Here is a 23224-nt window from a genome sequence, read left to right as displayed (position 1 = left end):
CGTCGTGGTGGGGCCCCTTCGACAGGTCGCTGGGCTGGGTCAGACCGCGGGCTCCGGCGTCGGCGCGACCGGCACGGTCTGCTCCTGCTCGGCCGCCGCGCCACCGTCGCCGCGTCGGACGGCCGCGAGGAGCATCTGGGCGACGTCGACGACCTCGACCTCGCCCTCGGCCTTCTTGCCTTCCTGGACGGCGGCGTTGACGCCGTCGGTGAGCATGACCTTGCAGAAGGGGCAGCCGACGGCGATCCGGTCGGCGCCGGTGGCCAGGGCCTCCTCGGTGCGGTTGGTGTTGATCCGGCTGCCGAGCTGCTCCTCCATCCACATGCGGGCGCCACCGGCGCCGCAGCAGAAGGACTTCTCCTTGCTGCGTTCCATCTCGGCGTACTCGACGCCGGGGAGGATCTGGAGGAGCTCACGCGGCGGCGCGTAGACCTGGTTGTGCCGGCCGAGGTAGCAGGGGTCGTGGTAGGTCACCTTGGAGCCGGTCGAGCCGGCGCGGGAGAGCCCGGCCGAAAGGCCGTCGCCCTCGCCGGGGCGCGCGACGGGGACGAGGCGCTTCTCCCGGACGAGCCGGTTGAGCAGCTGGGTGTGGTGCAGGACCTCGTAGTTCCCGCCGAGCTGCGGGTACTCGTTCTTGATGGTGTTGAAGCAGTGCGCGCAGGTGACGACGATCTTCGTGGCGCCGACCTCGTTGAGGACCTCGACGTTCTGCTGGGCGAGCATCTGGAAGAGGAACTCGTTGCCGGCCCGGCGGGCGGAGTCGCCGGTGCAGGCCTCGCCGTCGCCGAGGACGGCGAACTTCACGTCGGCCAGGTGGAGCAGCTCGGCCACGGCGCGGGTCGTCTTCTTGGCCCGGTCCTCGTAGGCGCCGGCGCAGCCGACCCAGAAGAGGTAGTCCACCTCGTCGAGGGACTCGACGTCGGCGCCGACCTGGGGCACGTCGAAGGGCAGGTCCTTGGCCCAGTCCATCCGCAGCCGCGGCGCGAGACCCCACGGGTTGGCGTTCTTCTCGAGGTTCTTGAAGAGGCCGCCGAGCTCGGACGGGAAGGCCGACTCGATGAGGTTCTTGTAGCGCCGCATGTCGACGATCGCGTCGACGTGCTCGATGTCGACGGGGCACTGCTCGACGCAGGCGCCACAGGTCGTGCAGGACCAGAGGACGTCCTCGTCGATGACGGCGTCGGGGCCGTAGGGGTTGTAGGCGGTCAGCGGGTTGGTGATGTCGTAGCCGGTCTCACCGACGAGCTGCTCGACCGCCACGGCGCCCTTGGTCTTGTCCGAGAACCCGTCGGCCGCGTCGATGCCCTTGGCGCGGACCGCCTCGGAGGCCTGCAGCCACGGAGCCTTGGCGTGCGCATGGTCGCGCAGCGACATGACGAGCAGCTTGGGGGAGAGCGGCTTGTCGGTGTTCCAGGCGGGGCACTGGCTCTGGCAGCGGCCGCACTCGGTGCAGGTCGTGAAGTCGAGCAGGCCCTTCCAGGTGAAGTCCTCGACCTTGCCGACGCCGAGCGCAGCATCCTCGTCGAGCTCGTCGACGTTCTCGAAGTCGAGGACCTCGCCGTTGATCCTGATCGGCTGCAGCTCGCCGAGGGAGGTGCGTCCGTCGGCGTGGCGCTTCCAGAAGATGTTGAAGAAGGCGAGGAAGCGGTGCCAGGCGACGCCCATCGTCGGGTTGAGCGCGATGGTGATCATCCAGGCCATCGAGATGAGGATCTTGAGGGTCGCCACCACGACGATGGTGCCCTCGAGGGCGGCGACGGAGAGGCCCGTGAAGGACTCACCGAGCCAGGCGGTCATCGGGAAGTGCAGGGCGCTTGCCGTGTCGAGGCCCTCGACCTTCGCGAGGGCGTACTCCAGGGCGCGCAGCGCGAGGATGCAGAGGGTGACGCCGAGGATGGTGAACTCGACGTAGTAGGCCTGCCACCAGGTCGACCCGAAGAACCGGCTGCGCCGACCGTGCTCGCCGGAGGCCGACCGCGGGTGGTTCTTCTGGCGGATCGCCATGAGCAGGAGGATGCCGACGAGGCCGGTCCACGCGAAGAACTCGGTGATCCACTCGTAGGGCGGGAAGTGCCCGATCAGGGGCAGCGTCCACGACGGGACGAACAGCTGCCCGAACGCGTTGATCAGCGTGAAGAAGAGGATCCCGAAGCTGACCATCGTGAACCAGTGCGCGATGGCGACGACGGGCAGCCGCGACATCCGCGTGTGCCCGAGGAACTCCCGGATGAGCGTCATCGTCCGGGCGCCCTTGTCGTCGCCGCGGTACTCCGGCTGGCCGAGGCGGAAGGTCGCCACGTAGTGGTTGATCGTCTTGGCGAGGAGCGCGACGCCCACCACCGTGATGGCGAGGCTGATCACGATCGCGATGATCTGGAGGGCAGTCATGCGGGGGAGTCTACTGAGGAGTGAGCGGCCGCTTAGTGGATTGTGACGCCGGTCCCAGCGGGACCGAGGCCCGTTTGCCCGGTTGGTGAACCGACCTCGCCGACGTCCAGGGCGCCGTCGTCAGACAGAAGGTGGTGCGATGGATGGACCGGCCGCTTGCCTTCAATAACCGGATGTTGGAATATTCATAACGAGTTCGGGATTGTCAGGGACAATCAGGCCGGACGCCTTCCCGCCCACGCCTACCACCGCTCGCAGAGGGAGCCACGCAATGCCGATCTACGACGACGTGACCAAGCTCATCGGCAACACGCCACTGGTCCGCCTCAACAAGGTGACCGACGGCGCCGAGGCCACCGTCGCTGCCAAGCTCGAGTTCTACAACCCGGCGAGCTCGGTCAAGGACCGCATCGGCGTCTCCATCGTCGACGCCGCCGAGGCGAGCGGGCAGCTCAAGCCGGGCGGCACCATCGTCGAGGCCACCTCCGGCAACACCGGCATCGCGCTCGCCATGGTCGGCGCCGCCCGCGGCTACGACGTCGTGCTGACGATGCCCGAGTCGATGTCGAAGGAGCGGCGCGCCCTGCTGCGGGCCTTCGGCGCGGAGCTCGTCCTCACCGACCCGGCCACCGGCATGAAGGGCGCCGTCGAGCGCGCCGAGCAGATCGCCGCCGAGCGTGGCGGGGTCCTGGCCCGCCAGTTCGCCAACGAGGCGAACCCCGAGATCCACCGCAAGACGACGGCCGAGGAGATCTGGAAGGACACCGACGGCCAGGTCGACATCGTCGTGGCCGGCATCGGCACCGGCGGCACCATCACCGGTGTCGGCCAGGTCCTCAAGTCCCGCAAGCCCGACGTCAAGATCATCGCCGTCGAGCCCGAGGAGTCGGCCATCCTCAACGGCGGCCAGCCCGGCCCGCACAAGATCCAGGGCATCGGCGCGAACTTCGTGCCCGAGATCCTCGACACCGACATCTACGACGAGGTCATCGACGTCAACGCGTCGACCGCCGTCGAGTACGCCCGCCGCGCCGCCACCGAGGAGGGCCTCCTCGTCGGCATCAGCTCCGGCGCCGCCATCGCCGCGGCCTCCCAGGTCGCCGCCCGCCCCGAGAACAAGGGCAAGACGATCGTCGTCATCGTGCCGTCGTTCGGCGAGCGCTACCTCTCCACGATCCTCTTCGAGGGTCTCGTCGACTGAGCCGAAGGGCCCACCATGAGCACCGCCGCCAAGCACGAGGACGCCACCCCGGCTCCCGCGCACGCCAGCCCGCTGAAGCTCGTCCGCGCGTCGGAGGAGAAGCCCGCTCAGCGGCATACGGCAAAGAAGAGGTCGTATGCCGCTGGGCTCGGTCTCGTCCGCAGGGCCGCCGAGCGCCTCCGTGAGGACCTCGACGGCGCGATCGAACGGGACCCGGCCGCGTCGTCGCGGCTCGAGGTCGCGCTGACATCGCCGGGCCTGCACGCCATCTGGGCGCACCGCGGCCTGCACGAGCTGTGGAAGCTGCCCGGCGGGCGGCTGCCCGCACGGGTGCTGGCCACGGTGACGCGATCGGTGACTGGCGTCGAGATCCACCCGGCCGCGCAGATCGGGCGCCGGTTCTTCATCGACCACGGCATGGGCGTCGTCATCGGCGAGACCGCCGAGGTCGGCGACGACGTCATGCTCTATCACGGCGTGACGCTCGGCGGCCGGTCCATGGAGCACGTCAAGCGGCACCCCACGGTGGGCAACCGCGTGACGATCGGCGCCGGCGCGCGGGTCCTGGGGCCCGTGCTCGTTGGTGACGACACGCAGATCGGCGCCAACGCCGTCGTCGTCAAGGACGTGCCTGCCGGAGCGGTCGCGGTCGGCGTTCCGGCCGAGCTGCGCTTCCCGAAGCGCAACGCGACGAACCACTGGCTCGACCCCGCGATGTTCATCTGAGGAAATCGGACCCACCCGGGTTTGCGTGACGCGGCCACGGGTATCACTGACGTGAGGCGTTTCCGCCTCCGAGCGGCCCCGCTGCGCTCCCCCCGGCGCAGCGGGGCTCTCCTTTGCCCGGGAGTCAGGGGCATGGCGGAGGGCGTGGGACTCCGTCGCTCGTGCCTCGCTCCTCCCCGAATCGCCGGCCCTCCACCAGGAGCGCGGCTTCGCCGGAAGACTGGCGGAGGGCGTGGGATTCGAACCCACGATGGGCGTAAACCCATAGCGGTTTTCAAGACCGCCGCACTAGGCCACTATGCGAGCCCTCCAAGTGCGCTGAGTCTAGCCAAGGCACACACTGATGCCCGAATCGCAGCCATCGCAACTGCAGTCTCCTCGGAACGCCGGGCGACGTAGGGTACGACCTTGTGACGATGCCCCAGCAGCCCGAGGTGCCCGGCACCAGCCCTCGCGACGAGCTGGTCGACACGGTGCTGTCGGAGCTCGGTCCGGTGCACCAACCGTCGCCCCCCGCGCTCGTGCTGCGGGGTCGTTCCTTCGATGCCGGGCGCCCCGCAGTGATGGCGATCATCAACCGGACGCGGGACTCGTTCTTCGGCGCCAACCGGCACGCCGACCTCGACTCCGCGAAGCGCGCCCTCGAGGAGGCCCTCGAACTGGGCGCTGACCTCGTCGACGTCGGCGGTGTCCGGGCCGGGCAGGAGGGCGAGGTCGTCGATGAGCAGGAGGAGATCCGCCGGGTCGTGCCCTTCCTCGAGTGGGCCCGCGCGTCCCACCCCGACGTCATCCTCAGCCTCGACACCTGGCGGTCGGGGGTGGCGCTCGCGGCGGCCGACGCCGGCGTGGACGTCGTCAACGACACCTGGGCCGGTGCCGACCCAGAGCTCGTGCACGTCGCGGCCCAGCTCGGGGCGGGCTATGTCGTCTCACACACCGGTGGGCTGCCCCCGCGCACGGACCCCGTCGCGGTCACCTACGGCGACGACCCCCTCGACGTCGTGCGGGACGTCGTGACCACGCTGGCCCGCGGTGCGCGCGCAGCCGAGCTCAGCGGCATACCCCCTGAGCGGATCCTGATCGACCCCACCCTCGACTTCGGCAAGACGACCCAGCACTCGCTCGAGGTCCTCCGCCACACGGCCGACGTCGCGGCGCTGGGTTATCCGGTGCTGCAAGCACTTTCGCGCAAGGACTTCGTCGGCGAGAGCCTCGACCTGCCGGTGGAGGAGCGTCTCGAGGGGTCGCTCGCGGCGACAGCCGTGGCCGCCTGGCTCGGCGCCACGGTGTTCCGCGCCCACGACGTCCGGGCCACCCGCCGGGTGGTCGACATGGTGGCGACGATCCGGGGTGACCGGCCGCCCAGGAAGGCTGAGCGAGGCGTCCCACTGGCACGCTGAACGAACTCAAGATGAATCCCGCAAAATGCGTTTGATTCCAACGGGACGACCCGTCGGTAGCGTGCTAAGTTCGACGTGGTTGCAGTTGCAGTTCCGCGCAGTCGAGTAGGTGCCCGTCACCCACGAGGTGACGGGTTTTCAGTATCGACGTCGACGGGTTCGCCCGGCGAGTGGTAGAAGCGGCAGCCTGGGTCCTCGCGAGGTGCGTGGTCCCACTGGCTAAGAAGGAAAGAGTTACCCGTTATGGCACAGGGAACCGTCAAGTGGTTCAACGCTGAGAAGGGCTTTGGTTTCATCGCCCAGGACGGCGGAGGCCCCGACGTTTTCGTCCACTACTCGGCGATCCAGACGAACGGCTACCGTTCACTGGACGAGGCGCAGCGCGTCGAGTTCGAGGTCACGCAGGGTCCGAAGGGCCCGCAGGCTGACGCAGTCCGCCCGCTCTGACCAAGAAACGAACGCAACGAGCGACACCCATAGTCGTTTGTGACAGAGCCCCCCGGCTTGCCCGGGGGGCTCTGTTCGTGTCCGGGCGGTCCGGTCACGCGCACTCGTCGACTTCTTCGGGTTGGCTCTCCGTCACCGAAGGAGCTGGGGTGGTTGCGGTGCTGTTCGGCTTCGGCTTGCTCTTCTTGCGCTTCGGGGGTTCGAGCGCCTTCTTGACGAGGTCGCGGACCAGTTCGTAGTCGGGGTTGCTGCTGTAGGGGAAACCGTTCTTGCCCGTGAACGCCAGGCTCGTGATCTTGCCCTTCTGGACCCGCTCGACGAGCTCGGCGAAGGCGGGCAGGTTCGGCCCGGGGATGTCCGTGTAGACGTTCTCCTTGAGGATCTGCGCGATGCTCGCGTACTTCGTCAGCATGAAGGCCGGGTCGACCTGGTCGACGACGGCCTGGACAACGCACCGCTGACGCTGCTGCCGATGCTCGTCCCCGTCGGCGGCTCTGGACCTCGCGTACCAGAGGGCGCGGTAGCCGTTGAGCTGCTGCGGGCCGGGCTGGTCGAAGTAGTGGGCGTAGCTGCCGTTGGCGTACTTCTGGCCGTAGGGGATCGGTGTGTTGCCGTCGAAGCCGCCGAGCTTGATGTTGACCTCGACGCCGCCCATGGCGTCGATGAGGTCCATGAAGCCCTGGAGGTCGATGACGACGAGGTGGTCGATCTGGAGGCCGAGCATCTCGCCGATGACGTCACGGGTCTCGCTGCGTCCGGGCGCGGGGTCGTCTGGATAGGCATCCGGGTGGCTCGCACGGAACTGCTCGGCCTCGGTCCAGACCGCGTTGATCTGGCACGGGTCAGCAGCGTTGGCCTCCTTGCGCGGGCAGTCCGGCTGGTCATGCGTGCCGCCGTAGAAGCCGATCGGCCACCGCTCGCGCAGGGGGCTGTCCGGGGCCAGGGGAGCCCACTCGAAGTTGCGCGGCACGGAGATGAGGACGGTGCGACCGGTCTTGGTGTCGATGCTCGCGACGATCATCGAGTCGGGGCGCGTCCCGGTGCGGCTGGTGCCCGCGTCCGATCCCATCAGCAGGAGGTTGACGCGAGGGGTGTCGCGCCACGGGTCGACGTCGGCCTCGTTGACCACCTTGGCGCCCTCGCCCGGCTTGAGGCCTTGGGCGCTGAAGACGCCGCGAATGGTGTCGGTCGTGATGAGGGCCGCCTCGGCCCCCTTGTAAGTGCCGGCGCCGACGACGGCCACCATCAGCGTGGTGAAGACGGCAAGGACCCGGGTGCGGGACCGGTCGAGGCGGTCCGGACGGGCTGAGACGGCGGTGGCGACGATCGAGGCGCACCAGATGAGCCCTGCCCCCGCCAGGAGGACGCCGGCGGACTGCAGCAGATCGGGGTGGCTGATGACGTAGAGGCCAACGTCCTTGGCGCCGCGGGACAGGATCACGGCGACGCCAGCGAGGAGCGCCAGGATGAAGCCGAGCAGGATCACCCATCCGGCGCGACGGGCGCGCGTCCGGATGAGTCCCGCCCCTGGAATCGCCGCCGCGAGGGCGACCAGACGCAACGAACGCCGGTAGTGCGACCGGAGCTGCCGTCGAGCGGAACGCCGCCCCGCGGATGCGGTGGCGCGCCCGTCGTCATGCACGGTCATTCGGTCCCCTCGATGATGGCCGGTGGAGGCAGCCTTCACATTCTGCACAGTCTGGCTGAAAGTGCCAGTTCGGGGCCTGAACCGCCTCAGCGCAGGATCATGCGCAGGGGTCCACGTCCTCCGGCTCCGTCGTCGTGGCACTCGATGAGGGGGTCGGAGTCTTGGTCGGCTCGGGCGTCGAGGTGCCCGTGGCGGTGCTCGCGGGCTTCGGCTTAGGCGCTGGAGGCGTGATCGCCTTCTGGACCATGCGGCGGATCTCGTCGTAGTCCGGGTTGCCGGTGTTGATCCCGTGGGTGGGGTCGATGCCGACGCTGACGAACTTCCCGGCCTTCTGGATCCGCTCGACGAGCTCGACGAAGGCCGAGAGGTTCTCAGCCGGGATGTCGGTGTAGATGTTCTCCCGAGCGATCTTCGCGACGTCGGCGTACTTGCCCAGCATCGCCGTCGGGCTCACCTGGTTGACGACGGCCTGGACGACGCAGCGCTGTCGCGACATGCGGTTGAAGTCATCGTCGGCGGCCCGGGAGCGGGCGTACCACAGCGCTTGGTAGCCGTTCATCTTCATCGGGCCGGGGGTGTCGAACGAGTGCGCATACGTGCCGTTGGCGGTCAGGGGCCCGTAAGGGATCGGGGTCTTGCCGTCGTAGCCGCCGAGCTTGACGTTGATCGTCACGCCGCCCATGGCGTTGATGAGCTGCCGGAAGCCCTCGAGGTCCACGACGACGGTGTGGTCGATCTTGAGGCCGAGCACCTCACCGATGACGTCCCGGGTCTCGGTGCGGCCGGGAGCCTCGTCCTCCGCCGGGTAGGCGTCCGGGTTCTGCTCCCGGTAGGCGTCCACCTCGGTCCAGATCGCGTTGAGCATGCAGGGGTCGTTGGGGTCCCTCTGCTGCCGGGGACAGCTCGGCTCTCCGTAGACACCGCTCGGCCACCAGGCGCGCAGCTTGCTCGTCTCCGGGAGCGGCACCTGCTGGAGATTGCGGGGGAGCGAGATGAGCACGGTGCGGCCGGTCCTGGTGTCCGTGCTCGCGACGATCATCGAGTCGGTCCGTGTGCCGTCGCGCCCGACCCCGGCGTCGGAGCCGAGGAGCAGGATGTTGACGCGTGGCGTGTCACGCCACGGGTCGACATCGGCCTCATTGACGACCTTGGCCCCCTCGCCCGGCTTGAGGCCCGACGCCTTGAAGATGACACCCACCGTGTCACGGCCGATCAGGGCGAACTCGGCGCCCTTGTAGGAGGTCCCCCCGACCAGGGCCACCATCACGGTGGTGAACACGGCCAGGGACCTGGTCCGGGCGCGGTCGAGGCGGCGCGGCCGTGCCTGCACTGCGGTTGCGATGATGGAGGCGCACCAGACAAAGCCGCCGATGGCCGCGATGAGCGTGAGGATGAGCAGGTAGCGGGTGTTGCTCGCGATGAGGAGGGCGACCTTGCTCACCCCGCGTGTGGCGCCCAGGAGCGCGACGGTCCCGATGGTGCCGAGAAAGGTCAGGAGCAGCAGCCAGCCCCAGGCGCGGCTGCGCGTGCGGATCAGACCTGCGCCGGGGAGAAGCGTGCCCAGAGCGGTGAGACCCAGGGCGCGCCGGAAGCCGACGGACAGTTCGCGGCGTAGCGACCTGCGGCCCCCGCTCGTCGCGGGGTGCCGTTCGGGCTCGTCGCTCATGTGGTCCTCTCGGGCATGCTGGCGCGGTCGACGCGCCCCATCATTCTGCACCGGTCACCTGTGAAGACGTCCTGAAGCGTCGAAACGTTGTCCGGAGGGACCCGGTTTTGGTCTGTGCGGGCCACCCCGGTAGCCTGTGCTGGCTTGTGGTCCCCAGTTCGGAGACTCCGAGTGTGGAGGCGTCGCATAGTGGCCTAGTGCGCCCGCCTGCTAAGCGGGTTGAGGATAAAACCTCTCGCGGGTTCAAATCCCGCCGCCTCCGCCAAACGATGATGGGCCCCTGTACTCCGAAGCGGAGTGAGTACAGGGGCCCATCATCATCTATCGAGTTCTGGGATGTGGGAGGAGCCGGAGCGAAGCGGAGGCGACGACTCCCGCAGCCTCCCTCGCGGGCAGACGGGACCGAGCCCAGCGGCATACGGCCTAGGCGTCGGCCCTCTCGTGCGGCGGGATGCGGCGCTGGCGGGCGGCCGGCACGGCCCACCACAGCACCAGGGTGAGGACCGCGAGGGCGCCGCCGATCCACATCGCGAGCGTGTGGTCGATGAGGACGTCGAGGACGAGCACGAGCCCGCCGACGACCGATACGGCCAAGGCCACCAGACCTGCAGACGCCAGCTTGGACGTGTAGGCGACGATGAAGTCCTTCAGCCCCTGGCGGAAGAGCACGCGGTGCACGGCTACAGGTGCCGTGAACAGGACGACGGCGACAGCAGAAGCGATCAGCGTGCCCAGGTAGATGCGGCGCTGGAAGTCCGTCAGTGTCTCGAACCGCTGCTGGAACGGCAACGTCAGCAGGAAGCCGAAGAGGATCTGCACGCCGGCCTGCGCGATGCGCGTTTCCTGCAGCTGCTCGTCGAAGTTGCGGTCCAGGCGCTCGCCGCGAGTCTCCTCGCGGTCATACGGGGCGTGCTCACTCATCCCCGAATCCTCGCAGGCCGGACGGCGGAAATGGTGGAGGGCCCGGCACCGTGACGGTGCCGGGCCCTGCATCACGTCGTCCGATCCCACCGGAGGGACGGACTACGGCTCACTGCGCGGCGTTGATCCGCGCCTTGAGACCGTCGAACTCGGCCCAGAGCTCCGCAGGGAGGTCCTCGCCGAACTTGTTGAACCACTCCTCGATGAGCGGCAGCTCGTCGGCCCACTCCTCCGGACGGACGGCACCGGCCTTGGCCAGGTGCTCCTCCGTCACGTCGAGGCCGTCGATGTCGAACGAGCCCGGAGCCGGCACGAAGCCGATCGGCGTCTCCACCGCGTCGGCCTCGCCCTCGAGGCGGTCCACGATCCACTTGAGGACGCGGCTGTTCTCGCCGTAGCCCGGCCAGAGGAATGAGCCGTCCTCGTCGCGACGGAACCAGTTGACGCCGTAGATCCGCGGCAGCTTCGACGCGTCGGCCTGCTTGCCGATCGCCAGCCAGTGACCGAAGTAGTCGGTGGCGTTGTAGCCGAGGAATGGCAGCATCGCCATCGGGTCACGCCGGACCACGCCGACGGCACCGGTGGCTGCCGCCGTCGTCTCGGACGACAGCGTCGCGCCGACGAACGTGCCGTGCGTCCAGTCCCGCGACTCGTAGACGAGCGGGATCGTCGTCTTGCGCCGGCCGCCGAAGAGGATCGCCGAGATCGGGACGCCGTCCGGGTTGTCGTACTCGGGTGCGGCGATCGGGCACTGGGCGATCGGGGTGCAGAAGCGGCTGTTGGGGTGCGCGGCCGGCTTGTCGCCCTCCGGCGTCCAGTCCTCGCCGAGCCACGAGGTGAGGTGGGCCGGCTTCTCGTCGGTCATCCCCTCCCACCACACGTCGCCGTCGTCGGTCAGGGCGACGTTGGTGAAGACGGAGTTGCCCCGCTTGATCGTTTCCATCGCGTTGGGGTTGGTCGACTCGCCAGTGCCCGGAGCGACGCCGAACAGCCCGGCCTCCGGGTTGACCGCGTAGAGCCGGCCGTCCTCGCCGAACCGCATCCACGCGATGTCGTCGCCGACCATCTCAGCCTTCCAGCCGGGGATGGTGGGGTCGATCATCGCCAGGTTCGTCTTGCCGCAGGCGCTCGGGAACGCCGCCGCGACGTAGTGGATCTTCCCCTCGGGGCTGGTCAGCTTCAGGATGAGCATGTGCTCGGCGAGCCACCCCTCGTCATGCGCCATGGCGCTCGCGATGCGCAGGCTGTAGCACTTCTTGCCGAGGAGGGCGTTCCCGCCGTAGCCGGAGCCGTAGCTCCAGATGGTGCGCTCCTCCGGGAAGTGGACGATGTACTTCGTGTCGCTGCAGGGCCACTTGACGTCCTCCTGGCCCTCGGCGAGCGGCGCGCCGACCGAGTGCAGGGCAGGGACGAAGTTGGCGTTGGTGTCCTCGATCTTGCGCAGGACCTTCTCGCCGCAGCGGGCCATCACGAGCATCGAGACGGCCACATAGGCCGAGTCGGTGATCTCGACACCGAACATCGGGACCTTCGCGTCCAGGTGCCCCATGACGAACGGGATGACGTACATCGTGCGACCCTGCATCGACCCGCGGTACAGGTCGGTCATGATCGCCTTCATCTCGTCCGGCGCCATCCAGTTGTTGGTGGGGCCGGCGTCCTTCTCCTCGACGGAGCAGATGAAGGTGCGGTCCTCGACGCGGGCGACATCGGACGGGTCGGAGGCGCACCAGAACGAGTTCGGCTTCTTGTCCTCGTTGAGGCGCACCAGCGTGCCGGCCTCGACGAGCTGGTCGGTCAGCTCGGTCCACTCCTCAGGAGTGCCGGTGATCCAGCGGATGTCGCGCGGCTGCGTCAGCTCGGCGACCTCGTCGACCCAGGCCTGCAGGCCCGCATGGGTCGTTTGTTTGGTCTTCGGTGTCGTGGTCAACTTCGCCCATCCCTTCACGCGGTGTCCGGGGCACCGCGTTGTGCCGGTGGCGTCCACCGTGCGGTCCCGGGTCGTCCAGCCACGGAGGCATGGTCCGAGTGTCCGCATGGTGAACAAATGACGTGATGGGATCACGGTACCCAGCGCCGAGGAGGGGGTTTGACCACGGTTTGGGGGGCTCACCGGTGAGACCAGTCACAACACGCTTGGATTGCAAGGATTTTGACAAGGGCTTGTCGGTTTCTTGCATGGATTGCAGTGGGCTCGCCTCCTCCGGAGTCGTGTCGCACTGACGCACCCCCTCCTTCGAAGGGGCTCGGCACCCACTCGAGGGGTCAGCGGGACCCCGCTCAGCGGCATACGGCCCCGCAGGTGGCTCGATTTCGTGGATGCGGCACGGAAGCGCTAAGGTAACTCTTCGTCCGCCCCAAGTGGTCGGGCATGCACCCGTAGCTCAACGGATAGAGCATCTGACTACGGATCAGAAGGTTAGGGGTTCGAATCCCTTCGGGTGCGCACTGTGTTGAGACAGTAAAGAAGCGGCCTGACCAGCGGAAACGCGGTCGGGCCGCTTCGCTTTTGCCCTTAGAGTGGTCGGCCTGTGGGTGCCTTGGGGCCCGGAGATGTGAATCGGCGCTCCTCTGTCGGGCGGGCGACACTGCCGATGAACCGGATCCGGGTCTTGCCGTCGAAGGCGCGCAGCTCCGCGGGGTTCCTGGTCTCACTGAGGAAGGTCCACCGACCGGCCTGGCTGAGGACGCCGTCCCGACGATAGAGCTCAGCGAGCTCCTCACGTAGATCCAGTCGCTGGGGGTAGGAGCCGACCAGGCCGCGGAGTCGTTGGCGCGCCAGCGCGACCCGCCCCGCTGCGAGGTCGTCGTGCACGCGGGCCAAGGTCTCCTGCTCGCTCACAGGCGTCATCCTGAAGGAGCCGCGCGGGTGGGGCAAGCGACGTCGCGCGGCCTGGGCCTTTTGGCACCCGCTGAGCCCAGCGGCATACGGCAGAGGGGCCGTATGCCGCTGGGCTCGCTGCCGCTGGGCTCGTCGGGTCGAGCGCGTGGCGGGCCGTTGGACACTGGGCCAAGCAGCCGCTCCGGGGGCAGCGCCCTCCTCCTTCGGGCAGCATGCGTCCCGGGCGCACGAACTACAGGAGGCAGCAGCGTGAGGATCGACGAGGCAGGCGCTGCCGACGTCCTGGACCTGGCCCGGCTCGTCCATCTGGACCATCTGGACGAGGAGCCGACCCGAGAGGACCTGGAGGCGTTCGGTGTCGAGCTCGCCGAGTGGTGGGCCGTCCGTGGCAGCTCGCACCGGTGCTTCGTCGCTCGCGCGCCCGACGGTGGGGGAGTCGTCGGCATGGCCTGGGTGGCCATCGTGCCGCGGGTGCCGCGGCCCGGAGTCCCTGACCGACTGGGTGCGGACCTCCAGACCGTCTTCGTCCGGCCGGAGTGGCGAGGTCGGGGGATCGGCACCGCCCTCGTGCGAGCAGCCGTCGAGCACGCGGAACGCCTGGGCGTCCTCCACACCACGATCCACTCCGGCCCGCGGTCCGTCCCTGTCTATGAGCGGCTCGGCTTCGGCTCCTCGCCGCAGCTGCTTCAGCGAACCGCGGTATCTGCGTCGCCGGAGCATCCTCTGAGGTGAGTCGGTGAAGGGGGTCTCGTCGTGAGTGCACAGGATCTGTTCCCGTTGATCAAGGTCCCGGCAGGATGGCCGGTGCCGATCATCGCCACCCTCGCCATGCTCTGCCTTGCCGTGCTCGACCTGGCTGGCGCGGTCGCGGCCAAGGAGTGGGCCGACAACGGCAACCTGCGGGCCCTGGTCCTGGGCGCGTCCTCGTTCCTCGTCCTGTGGTGGGTCTACGCCTCGTCGCTCAGGTATGCCGAGCTGTCCCTGGTGACGATGGGGTGGATCGTCATGCTGCAGGTCGGGCTGCTCCTGATCGACCGGTGGAAGTACGGCCTCGAGCTGCCGACCGGGAAGTGGGTCGCCATCGTGGTCGTGCTGCTCGCGCAGGGCTACCTCCTGCTCGGCCCGAGCGCCGCGTCCCCTGCCGCCTCGGCGGGTTGACGAGCTGGTGGGGTGGGTGGGCTGCCGGCGAGGAGGCGTGCCATGCTTCGCCAATAAAGGAGATTGTGATCTTCACCACACCTGACATGAGTCACTAGCATGGTGCGTGCCGACGAGGCGGACACCCCGCCGGCCACGTCATGGAGGGGCAAGGACGCCGCCTCGTTCCCTGGGTGCTCTGCAGCATGCGTCGAGAAGTGGCGTCGGGCGCTCGCTGGCCATCCCTTGTCACTCCCTTCCTTGGACCACGAGTTGGGGAGACACGAATGAAGAGAGCACGTTCCCTACTGGGGCTGGCCACAGCGCTGGCCACCGCGGTGGCGCTCAGCCCCGCAGCCCTCGGCCATCCGGGTGACCAGCACAGTGCGAATAACGGACACCTGAGCGGCACCGGAGAATGGGGAAAGATCCAGCTGGAGGGCTCGGTCAGAGTCGCGGATGCCGAGGAAGGGCTCATCGCTGACGTTGCGGTGGACCCCGACGGTGACTACGCCTATCTCGCGCGCTGGGGCGGTGCGGGCTGTGCCGGACCGGAGGGCGACGGTCCCGACGGCGGCGTCTACATCATCGACATCAAGGACCTCGAGAACCCGGTCGAGGTCGGGTTCATCCGGGCGCGTCAGGACACGCTGGTCGGCGAGGGCATGCAGGTGGTGTCCGTCGACACGGCCAAGTTCAGCGGCGACGTCCTGGTGATGAACCACGAGGTGTGCGGCAAGAACGGCAAGGGCGGCGTCTCGCTCTGGGACGTGACCGACCCACTCGAGCCGAAGAAGCTGTCCGAGAACTTCGGCGACTTCACGGTCGACGACTCGACCAACCACCCGCACGTCGCGAACCAGACGCACAGCGCCTTCCTGTGGCAGGCCGGCGACAACGCGTACCTCGTGTCCGTTGACGACGAAGAGGGCCAGGACGTCGACATCTTCGACGTCACGAACCCGAAGAAGCCCGTCCTGATCGCGGAGCTCGACCTGAACCAGTTCGATGTCGACCAGCCTGAGCTCGGGCTGACCCAGTCGTTCCTGCACGACATGGTCGTCAAGCAGGTCGACGGCCACTGGATCATGCTGCTGTCCTACTGGGACGGCGGCTACGTCCTGCTCAACGTGGACGACCCAGCGGATCCGACGTTCCTCAGTGACACCGACTTCGCTGCCATCGACCCGGAGCTCCTCGAGTCCACCGGGATCTCCTTGACGCCGGAAGGCAACGGCCACCAAGCCGAGTTCACCTCGGACAACCGGTTCGTCATCGGCACCGACGAGGACTTCGCGCCCTACCGGACCGGCGACTTCGAGATCGCGTCGGGCCCGAATGCCGGGGTCCACGACGCCAACATCGTCGGCGGTGGTGCGGCTCCGGCGATCCTTCCCGACCTGACGCTCAACGGGCCGGTCGTCTACGGCGGCTACGGCTGCCCCGACTCGGCGGGGGTGCCCAAACCGGAGAGCATCCCGGGCTACCTCGAGTCCCTCGCCGCGGGCGAGGAGTCGATCCTGGTCCTGCAGCGCGGCCCGGTGGCCGACCCCAACGCACCCGAGGCGGCCTGCTTCCCGGGTGAGAAGGCGCACGAGGCCTACGTGGCCGGTTGGGATGCTGTCTTGCTCGTCCAGCGCCACGTCGGCGCCGAGAACGATGTCCCGTTCTGTGGGTCTGGCGCCTTCGTCGACGAGATCGTCGCGGTGTGCACGACGCACGAGGCGTTCCACCTCATGTTCAACACGGAGGTGAGCTGGTCCTATCCGGAGGAGCCCTCCATCGGGGACGTGGGGGAGCGGGTCTCGGTCGAGTCGCAGTTCGACGGGTGGGGCTACGTCCACCTGTTCGCCCGCAATGGCTGGACGCTGACTGATGTCGACACCTTCGCCATTGACGAGGCGCACGACCCGGCCTTCGCGTTCGGCTACGGCGACCTCTCGGTGCACGAGGTGGCGACCGATCCGCTCGACCCGAGCCTGGCCTACCTCGCGTACTACAGCGGTGGCCTGCGGGCGGTGCAGATCCAGTGCGCCGACCCCGAGGATGCATCGACGTGCGAGCTGGTCGAGGTCGGCGGCTACCTGGACCCGGACGGCAACAACTTCTGGGGCGTCGAGACGTTCGTCCGTGATGGCCAGACCATCATCCTGGCGAGCGATCGCGACTCCGGGCTGTGGGTCTTCGTCGACCCGTGATCGGGACCCGACGGGAAGGGAGGGGCGGGCCGGTCGGCTCGCCCCTCCCTTCACCTACGGCCCAGGCCGTATGCCGCTGGGCTGGCTTTCGCACTCAGCTGACCTCGGCGGCCGGCCGGCTCTCACGGCTCCGTCCCGGTGCGGCGGTCCCGCTCGGCCCGCTCCTCCTCGGTGACGTAGCGGTCCGCGACCTCCTGCCCGCACAGGTCGGCGATCCGGGCCATCAGGGCGTCGGTCGCCTCGCGCCACGCCGCCGGGTCGTCGGCGCGCCCGGACCAGGCGCTCAGGTCGAGCGGCGGGCCGTAGATCACTGAGACGCGGCCGCGCCGAAGCGAGCCGCTCCCGGGCAGCCGGACCTCACGCGTGCCGCGGACGCCGACCGGGATGACCGGGACGCCCTCGGGGAGGGCCAGGCGCATGACCCCCGTCCGACCGCGATAGAGCCGCCCGTCGGGCGAGCGGGTGCCCTCGGGGAAGATGGCAACGACGCCACCCTCGCGCAGCACGCGCCGCGCCGTCTCCAGGCCCGGGTTGGCGGCCTGGGCGCTCGCCGGGTCGATCGGCACCTGGCCCACGGCGCGGAGGAACCACGCGAGGAAGCGCCGCCGGAGGCTGGTGCCCGAGTAGTACTTCGACTTCGCCACGTAGGTCACCCGGCGTCGTGCCCCGAGGGCGATGACGACCGGGTCGATCATCGTCACGTGGTTCCCGGCGAGCACGAACGGACCGGTGCGGGGCAGATGCTCACGCCCGACCCACCGCGGCCGCACATAGAAGCGCGCGATCGGCGCCACGACGACGTACTTGAAGAACCAGTACCACACGGGCCACAGCGTAGGACCGCTCAGCGCTCGAGGTAGGGATCCGTGATCTCCCGGAGCATGACCAACGCCTCACGCAGCTGGCCCATCCGCTCCGTCCCCAGGTGGGCCTCCCACTCGCGCTCGATACGCGTCTCCTCGGCTCGCGCGATCGGCAGGGCTGCCTCAGCGCGAGCCGTCAGCCGCACGAGCCGCGCCCGACCGTCGGCCGGGTCGGGGACTCGCTCCACATAGCCGGCCCGCTCCAGCTTGTCGACCAGGGCCGTGGCTGTCTGCTTCGCGATCTGGGCTCGCTCGGCCAGCACCGAGAGACGGGTGCCGTCCGGGTCGATCCCGGCGACGAGCCGGCTCTGGGCGAACGTGACGTCCGTGAGCCCGGCCTCCCGTCCCGCCTCGAAGATCCGGTTCTGGGCATAGCGGGAGGCGATGAACATGAGCAGGCTCGTGGGCAGATCTCGCATGGGGGAGAAACCTCTTGAAGTAGTCCTACGATCGAACTATATTGGTTCTATCGTAGGACTACTCTAGTCGGGAGAGGGGAACAGCACATGCATTCCGAAGACAGCGTCCCCGTCGTCGACTTCTGGTTCGACCCGGTGTGCCCCTACTCCTGGACGGCATCGCGGTGGCTCCACGAGGTCGAGGCGCACCGACCCCTCGACCTCCGCTTCCACGTCATGAGCCTGTATCTGGTCAACGAGGACCGGACCGACCTCGCTCCCAGCTACCGCGCCAACGTCGAGGCCACCCGGGGCCCGTCCCGCGTGGCCACCGCCGCTGCGCTGAAGTGTGGCAACGAGGTGCTACCCGCCTTCTACACCGCCTTCGGGCGCGAGATCTTCGACCGGTGGCGGTACCCGTCGGCCACGGAGCTGCGCCACGCGGTCGAGATCGCCCTGGTCCGCACGGGCCTGCCCGCGGAACTGGCCCTCGCCGCGGACGACCCCGGTGTCGACGAGGACCTCCGGCGCAGCCATGACGAGGGCGTCGCACCGGTCGGCGGTGACGTGGGCACGCCCACGACACACCTCGACGGGGTCGCCTTCTTCGGGCCAGTCCTGAACTCGATCCCGCGCGGCGCAGAAGCGGTCCGAGTCTTCGAGGGCCTTCGCCTGCTCGCGGGCTACGACGACTTTTGCGAGCTCAAGCGCACCCGCACCGCACCACCAGTCTTCACCTGAGGAGAAAATCTGACATGGACACCGATGAGCTCTGGGCCGCGATCGACGACCAGCGTCGCCGCACCGCAGACCTGCTCGAGACGCTCACACCCGAAGAGTGGGCGCACCCGTCCCTGTGCGACGGCTGGAGCGTGCGTGACGTCGCCGCGCACCTGACGCTCCAGCAGCAGCACCTCACCGACGTGGTGCGTTTCGTCGTGCGACACCCCAGCCTGCTGCGCTGCGTCACGCTCAACCGGACCATCCACCACTCGGCGAAGCTCCAGGCGAAGCTGCCGACCGACGAGATCATCCGGAGGATCCGGGCCTCCATCGGCTCGCGCCGCCACAACGCCTTCGTCTCCGAGCGGGAGACGCTCACCGACATCCTCGTCCACGGCCAGGACATCGCCCTGCCACTCGGGCTCGACCTCGAGATGCCGGCGACTGCAGCCGCCGAGGCCGCCACGCGGCTCTGGCAGACGCGCGGCACCTGGCTGTCCATGGTCTTTCGCCCGCTGCCACTCGAGGGTCACCGACTGACGGCCACCGACGCCGACTGGTCCGTCGGGGAGGGCATCGAGGTTGCCGGGCCCATCGGGGCGCTGCTCCTGCTGCTGACTGGTCGGACGGCGCTCGCGGACCGTCTGTCGGGTCCACTGCCCGTGTGGTGAGCCGCCCCCTCCACGCGCGGCCCTCCACGACACGCGTGCGGAGGGGGAGGCCGACCAGGGAAGCGCTCGTCCCAGCTCGGGGGGTACTGGGACGAGCGCTCTGCCTGTAAGACGGACCCGGGCCCAGATCGTGACAAGGTTTCTGTGATCTTTCTCGAAGATCCTGCGACCGGGTCCTCGCCCCGTTGTGCATCGGGGGGCCTTGTGGTGAAGTCGGGCTGGACCCGTCCGCTGTCGCACGCTCCGGAGGCACCATGACCGACGTCCTCGACCCGTCGCTCTCGCACACGCGCGGGGAGACCGGCACCCCGTTGCTCGAGCAGACGATCGGCGACAACCTCGACGCCACCGCCGCTCGCTTCCCCGACCGCGAGGCGCTCGTCGACGTCACCCAGGGCAGACGCTGGACGTATGCCGCTCTGCTGGCTGACGTGGAGCAGCTCGCTCGCGCGCTCCTGGCCCTCGGGGTCAAGACCGGCGACCGGGTCGGCATCTGGGCCCCCAACTGCTCCGAGTGGACCCTCGTGCAGTACGCGACGGCGAAGATGGGCGCGATCCTCGTCAACATCAACCCCGCCTACCGGGCCCACGAGCTGCACTACGTCCTCGGCCAGGCCGGGATCTCCACGCTCTTCGCCGCCGAGTCCTTCAAGTCGAGCGACTACCGCGCCATGGTCGACGAGGTCCGCCACGACGTCCCGTCCCTCGAGCGGGTCATCTACATCGGCACGGACGACTGGGACGCCACCCTCGCGCAAGCCGACCGGGTCAGCGCGAGCGAGCTCAGCGGCATACAGGCTGCTCTGAAGCCGACCGACCCGATCAACATCCAGTACACGTCGGGGACGACCGGCTTCCCGAAGGGAGCGACCCTCTCCCACCGCAACATCCTCAACAACGGCTTCTTCGTCGGGGAGGTGTGCCGCTACACCGAGGCCGACCGGGTCTGCATCCCCGTGCCCTTCTACCACTGCTTCGGCATGGTCATGGGCAACCTCGCCTGCACCACCCACGGCGCCTGCATGGTCATCCCGGCGCCCGGCTTCGACCCGGCCGCGACGCTCCAAGCGGTGTCCGACGAGCGCTGCACCAGCCTCTACGGCGTGCCGACGATGTTCATCGCCGAATGGAACCTGCCCAACTTCGCCGACTACGACCTGAGCACCGTGCGCACCGGCATCATGGCCGGATCGCCCTGTCCCGCCGAGCTGATGAAGCAGCTGATCGCCTCCGGGATCGAGGAGATGACGATCTGCTACGGCATGACGGAGACCTCGCCCGTGTCGACCCAGAACCGCACCGACGACACCTTCGAGCAGAAGACCGGCACCGTCGGCCGCGTCCACCCGCACCTCGAGATCAAGATCGTCGACCCGGCGACCGGCGAGACCGTCAAGCGCGGACAGGCCGGCGAGTTCATGACGAAGGGCTACTCCGTCATGCTCGGTTACTGGGAGCAGCCCGACAAGACGGCCGAGGCGGTCGAGGACGGCTGGATGCACACGGGTGACCTCGGTGTCATGCACGACGACGGCTACGTCGAGATCACCGGCCGGATCAAGGACATGGTCATCCGCGGCGGCGAGAACGTCTATCCGCGTGAGATCGAGGAGTTCCTCTACACCCACCCCGACATCCTCGACGCGCAGGTCATCGGCGTCCCCGACGAGAAGTACGGCGAGGAGCTCTGCGCCTGGGTGCGGATGAAGGAAGGCGCCGAGCCGCTGACGGCCGAGGCGCTGCGCGAGTTCTGCACCGGTCAGCTCGCCCACTACAAGATCCCCCGCTACGTCGAGGTCGTCGACGAGTTCCCCATGACCGTCACGGGCAAGATCCGCAAGGTCGAGATGCGGGAGCTCACCGCGAAACGGCTCGGGCTCGTCTGACCAGAAGTTGCGTGCTGACCTGAGTAGGCAGGCTCAGGTGCGGCTCGGCTCCTGCGCCCTTGCTCGTCATCGCAGTAGGTTCTCCGGAGGAGGCTCACAAACCACACCTAAGGGGTTGGCATGCCGGAGAACATGGACCTGATCCTCTGGATCGTCCTCGCGCTCATCGTGGTGGCGCTCGTCATCTGGTGGCTCGTGTCGTCATCTCGGCGCCGCAAGGTCAAGGAGCAGCAGCGAGCGGACGCGGCAGCACTGCGCGACCGCGCCGAGCAGCAGCAGGCCGAGGTGCAGGCCGTCGAGGACCGGGCCTCGGTCGTCGGCGCCATTGCTGCCGACGCTCGAGCCGAGGCTGAGGCGAAGGCGGCCGAAGCGGCCCGTCTCGAGCGACTGGCGGAGGAGCAGCGCGCGGCCGCCGAGACGGCCCGCCTGGAGCGCGAGAGGCTCGAGCGCGAGGCCGATCGGCTCGATCCGGACGTGCGCACCGACGACGAGGGCCACCCCGTCGACCGGTCCGGCCGCCGCCTCGACGCCGATGGGCAGCCGCAGGAGCGTGGTGCCTTCGGCCGGCCCGGGGGAGCGCCCGGGTCCGTGGCGGCCGGCGTGGCGTTGGGCGCCGCAGGCAGCGCCGCCACGCGCGCCGACCGTGCCGGAGGCCCGCACCCGTTCACCGAGGAGGACGACGAGCCGGATCTGGCCGACGCCGAGAATCCCTTTGCCGCCCAAGGTGGTCCGACTGACGCGGACGATCCTGTGGTCGAGACGACGTCGGCGGGCCCCGACCCCGCACCCGACGACACCGACGCGGACTGGGTCAACAGCCCCGTGGAGGACATCGACGACGCCGAGCTCGCTGCCTCCGCGGCTGAGGAGACGGCCGCCGAGGACTGGATCAACGGACCCGCCGAGGGCGAGCAGGTCCCGTCCACGTCGGATGCCGGCGGCTCAACCGAGGAGGCGGCACCAGCCGGTGTCGCAGCCGCCGCGTCGGGTATCGGTCCTGAAAGCACGACCGACGCTCGAGAGGACGAGGCCATGAGCAACGAGGAAGCCGACTGGGTCAACGGTCCGGTCGATGACGTGGACCAGTCGGAGATCGATGCGTCCGCCGCCGAGGAGTCCGGCTCGGCCGATTGGATCAACGGGCCCTCGGACGACGACGACGTCACCCCTGATCGCACGACCCGTGCGGGGGCGGGTGCCGATGCCATGTCCGAGCAGCTGGCCGCCGACCCGATGACGGTCGAGCACGTCGAGGTCCCAGCGCTGGACGATCGCGACGACTTCGTCGTCGGCGGTGGCGCCCCCACCGACGACCCCGGTGATCACCGCGGCCAACCCTGGTCCACGGACCTCACCGCCCCGGCCGGCCTGGCCACCGCGGCTGACGCGGACCGGACGTCGGCCAGTGGCGCAGCGCAGGAGCCGGCGACCCCGGCGGGCCACGGCGAGGAGCCGGACGTCGCGCCCCACACTCCCGGCCAGGCAGCAGCCGACGAGGAACCGCACGCGGTGGAGAACCCCGGCCCGGTCGAGCACTCCGACGATGCGCCCCTGCTCGACGACGCGGCGGGGACCGACGAGGGCGACTCGGACGAACGCGACTCGGACGAAGGCGACACTGGCGCAGCCGACGTGGCAGCAGCTGCTCCGGGCGCCGAGGAGCCGGTCGAGGCCGAGCCGGCCGCATCACCGGCCGTTGGGCCCGTGGCCGCCGCGTCTCAGGAGCCGTTCGACCGGCACGAGCGACTGGAGCACGAGCCGGCACCGGAGCCGGCAGGCTCGGAGGTCCCGCCGCTCGACGAGCCGGAGTCGGCGGAGGAGCAGTCAGCCCAGGCATCCGCGACGCAGGAGCGCCGCATCTCCGGCTTCGACGAGGTCCGGGACGGCGGCTTCGGGATCGGGTCGGCTGCACCGCTGGAGGACCGGGCCCAGCCGCTCGGCCACGCGGTGAAGGGCTACCGCGAGTCCAACACGTTCCTGGCCCCTGGCGCTGCTGGCTACGAGGACCGCGAGCCTGACGTGTGGTTCTTCAACGAGGAGGCGGCCCGGCGGGCCGGCTTCAACCCCGCCACCGACTGAAATCGAAAGAGCAGTTCGCGACGTCCCCCC

General features: G+C 69.0%; 19 protein-coding genes and 3 tRNA genes. 13 read left to right on the top strand and 9 right to left on the bottom strand.

Annotation, left to right across the window (positions count from 1 at the left end; all coding sequences use genetic code 11):
* Positions 1–39 precede the first annotated feature (39 nt).
* Positions 40–2388: a (Fe-S)-binding protein gene (locus tag OO014_RS13515; RefSeq protein ID WP_272462847.1), complete on the bottom strand. Its 2349-nt coding sequence runs from the start codon at positions 2386–2388 to the stop codon at positions 40–42.
* Between the two features lie 271 nt (positions 2389–2659).
* Between OO014_RS13515 and cysK the strand changes: the two genes are divergently transcribed.
* Complete coding sequence (gene cysK / locus OO014_RS13510; protein WP_272462846.1) at positions 2660–3589, top strand: cysteine synthase A; 930 nt, start codon at positions 2660–2662, stop codon at positions 3587–3589.
* Between the two features lie 15 nt (positions 3590–3604).
* Positions 3605–4315 (top strand): serine O-acetyltransferase EpsC, encoded by a 711-nt coding sequence (gene epsC, locus OO014_RS13505; RefSeq protein WP_272462845.1) that lies wholly within the window; start codon positions 3605–3607, stop codon positions 4313–4315.
* A 221-nt stretch (positions 4316–4536) separates the two neighbouring features.
* Here the strand turns inward: epsC and OO014_RS13500 are convergent.
* Positions 4537–4626 (bottom strand) — tRNA-Ser (locus OO014_RS13500).
* 105 nt (positions 4627–4731) lie between these two features.
* On the opposite strand from OO014_RS13500, the gene folP reads away from it, so the two are divergent.
* Both folP and OO014_RS13490 read left to right on the top strand, forming a co-directional pair.
* Complete coding sequence (gene folP, locus OO014_RS13495) at positions 4732–5715, top strand: dihydropteroate synthase (RefSeq protein WP_272462844.1); 984 nt, start codon at positions 4732–4734, stop codon at positions 5713–5715.
* 243 nt (positions 5716–5958) lie between these two features.
* Positions 5959–6162, top strand: coding sequence for a cold-shock protein (locus tag OO014_RS13490; RefSeq protein WP_034805904.1), 204 nt, complete (start codon positions 5959–5961; stop codon positions 6160–6162).
* A gap of 94 nt (positions 6163–6256) precedes the next feature.
* Here the strand turns inward: OO014_RS13490 and OO014_RS13485 are convergent, their stop codons facing one another.
* Positions 6257–7810: an LCP family protein gene (locus OO014_RS13485; RefSeq protein ID WP_272462843.1), complete on the bottom strand. Its 1554-nt coding sequence runs from the start codon at positions 7808–7810 to the stop codon at positions 6257–6259.
* A gap of 97 nt (positions 7811–7907) precedes the next feature.
* Complete coding sequence (locus tag OO014_RS13480; RefSeq protein WP_272462842.1) at positions 7908–9476, bottom strand: LCP family protein; 1569 nt, start codon at positions 9474–9476, stop codon at positions 7908–7910.
* Positions 9477–9651: 175 nt separating this feature from the next.
* Here OO014_RS13480 and OO014_RS13475 point away from each other — a divergent pair.
* Positions 9652–9741 (top strand) — tRNA-Ser (locus tag OO014_RS13475).
* A gap of 158 nt (positions 9742–9899) precedes the next feature.
* Here OO014_RS13475 and OO014_RS13470 read toward each other — a convergent pair.
* Both OO014_RS13470 and OO014_RS13465 read right to left on the bottom strand, forming a co-directional pair.
* On the bottom strand, positions 9900–10397 hold the full coding sequence (locus OO014_RS13470; RefSeq protein WP_272462841.1) for a DUF6328 family protein: 498 nt from the start codon (positions 10395–10397) through the stop codon (positions 9900–9902).
* A gap of 109 nt (positions 10398–10506) precedes the next feature.
* Entirely contained in the window at positions 10507–12327 is a 1821-nt protein-coding gene (locus OO014_RS13465; protein ID WP_272462840.1) for a phosphoenolpyruvate carboxykinase (GTP), read from the bottom strand.
* 443 nt (positions 12328–12770) lie between these two features.
* Here OO014_RS13465 and OO014_RS13460 point away from each other — a divergent pair.
* Positions 12771–12843 (top strand) — tRNA-Arg (locus tag OO014_RS13460).
* Between the two features lie 69 nt (positions 12844–12912).
* Here the strand turns inward: OO014_RS13460 and OO014_RS13455 are convergent.
* Positions 12913–13239: a DUF6584 family protein gene (locus OO014_RS13455; RefSeq protein ID WP_272462839.1), complete on the bottom strand. Its 327-nt coding sequence runs from the start codon at positions 13237–13239 to the stop codon at positions 12913–12915.
* A 249-nt stretch (positions 13240–13488) separates the two neighbouring features.
* Between OO014_RS13455 and OO014_RS13450 the strand changes: the two genes are divergently transcribed.
* The 3 genes from OO014_RS13450 (at position 13489) to OO014_RS13440 (ending at position 16574) form a co-directional block, all read left to right on the top strand.
* Positions 13489–13971: a GNAT family N-acetyltransferase gene (locus OO014_RS13450; protein ID WP_272462838.1), complete on the top strand. Its 483-nt coding sequence runs from the start codon at positions 13489–13491 to the stop codon at positions 13969–13971.
* Between the two features lie 21 nt (positions 13972–13992).
* The gene (locus OO014_RS13445; protein WP_272462837.1) at positions 13993–14397 is read left to right on the top strand and encodes a hypothetical protein; all 405 of its coding nucleotides are present in this window, start codon (positions 13993–13995) and stop codon (positions 14395–14397) included.
* A 266-nt stretch (positions 14398–14663) separates the two neighbouring features.
* Positions 14664–16574 (top strand): LVIVD repeat-containing protein, encoded by a 1911-nt coding sequence (locus tag OO014_RS13440; protein WP_272462836.1) that lies wholly within the window; start codon positions 14664–14666, stop codon positions 16572–16574.
* A gap of 122 nt (positions 16575–16696) precedes the next feature.
* On the opposite strand, the gene OO014_RS13435 is transcribed toward OO014_RS13440, so the two are convergent.
* Both OO014_RS13435 and OO014_RS13430 read right to left on the bottom strand, forming a co-directional pair.
* On the bottom strand, positions 16697–17398 hold the full coding sequence (locus OO014_RS13435; protein ID WP_272462835.1) for a lysophospholipid acyltransferase family protein: 702 nt from the start codon (positions 17396–17398) through the stop codon (positions 16697–16699).
* Between the two features lie 20 nt (positions 17399–17418).
* A complete protein-coding gene (locus tag OO014_RS13430; RefSeq protein ID WP_272462834.1) occupies positions 17419–17856 on the bottom strand; it encodes a MarR family winged helix-turn-helix transcriptional regulator in 438 nt (145 codons plus the stop codon).
* Between the two features lie 87 nt (positions 17857–17943).
* Here OO014_RS13430 and OO014_RS13425 point away from each other — a divergent pair, with 87 nt between their 5' ends.
* From OO014_RS13425 to OO014_RS13410, 4 genes are all read left to right on the top strand, one after another.
* Positions 17944–18576, top strand: coding sequence for a DsbA family protein (locus OO014_RS13425; RefSeq protein WP_272462833.1), 633 nt, complete (start codon positions 17944–17946; stop codon positions 18574–18576).
* Positions 18577–18590: 14 nt separating this feature from the next.
* Positions 18591–19229, top strand: a complete 639-nt coding sequence (locus OO014_RS13420) for a maleylpyruvate isomerase family mycothiol-dependent enzyme (RefSeq protein ID WP_272462832.1) — start codon at positions 18591–18593, stop codon at positions 19227–19229.
* 254 nt (positions 19230–19483) lie between these two features.
* Entirely contained in the window at positions 19484–21115 is a 1632-nt protein-coding gene (locus tag OO014_RS13415; protein WP_272462831.1) for an AMP-binding protein, read from the top strand.
* Positions 21116–21235: 120 nt separating this feature from the next.
* On the top strand, positions 21236–23194 hold the full coding sequence (locus OO014_RS13410; protein WP_272462830.1) for a hypothetical protein: 1959 nt from the start codon (positions 21236–21238) through the stop codon (positions 23192–23194).
* Positions 23195–23224 lie beyond the last annotated feature (30 nt).

Source organism: Intrasporangium calvum, assembly GCF_028446585.1.
In the GTDB taxonomy this organism is placed as follows: Bacteria; Actinomycetota; Actinomycetes; order Actinomycetales; family Dermatophilaceae; genus Intrasporangium; species Intrasporangium calvum_A.
The sequence above is the reverse complement of the archived record's forward strand: the minus strand, read 5'-3'. Positions and strand labels throughout refer to the sequence as shown.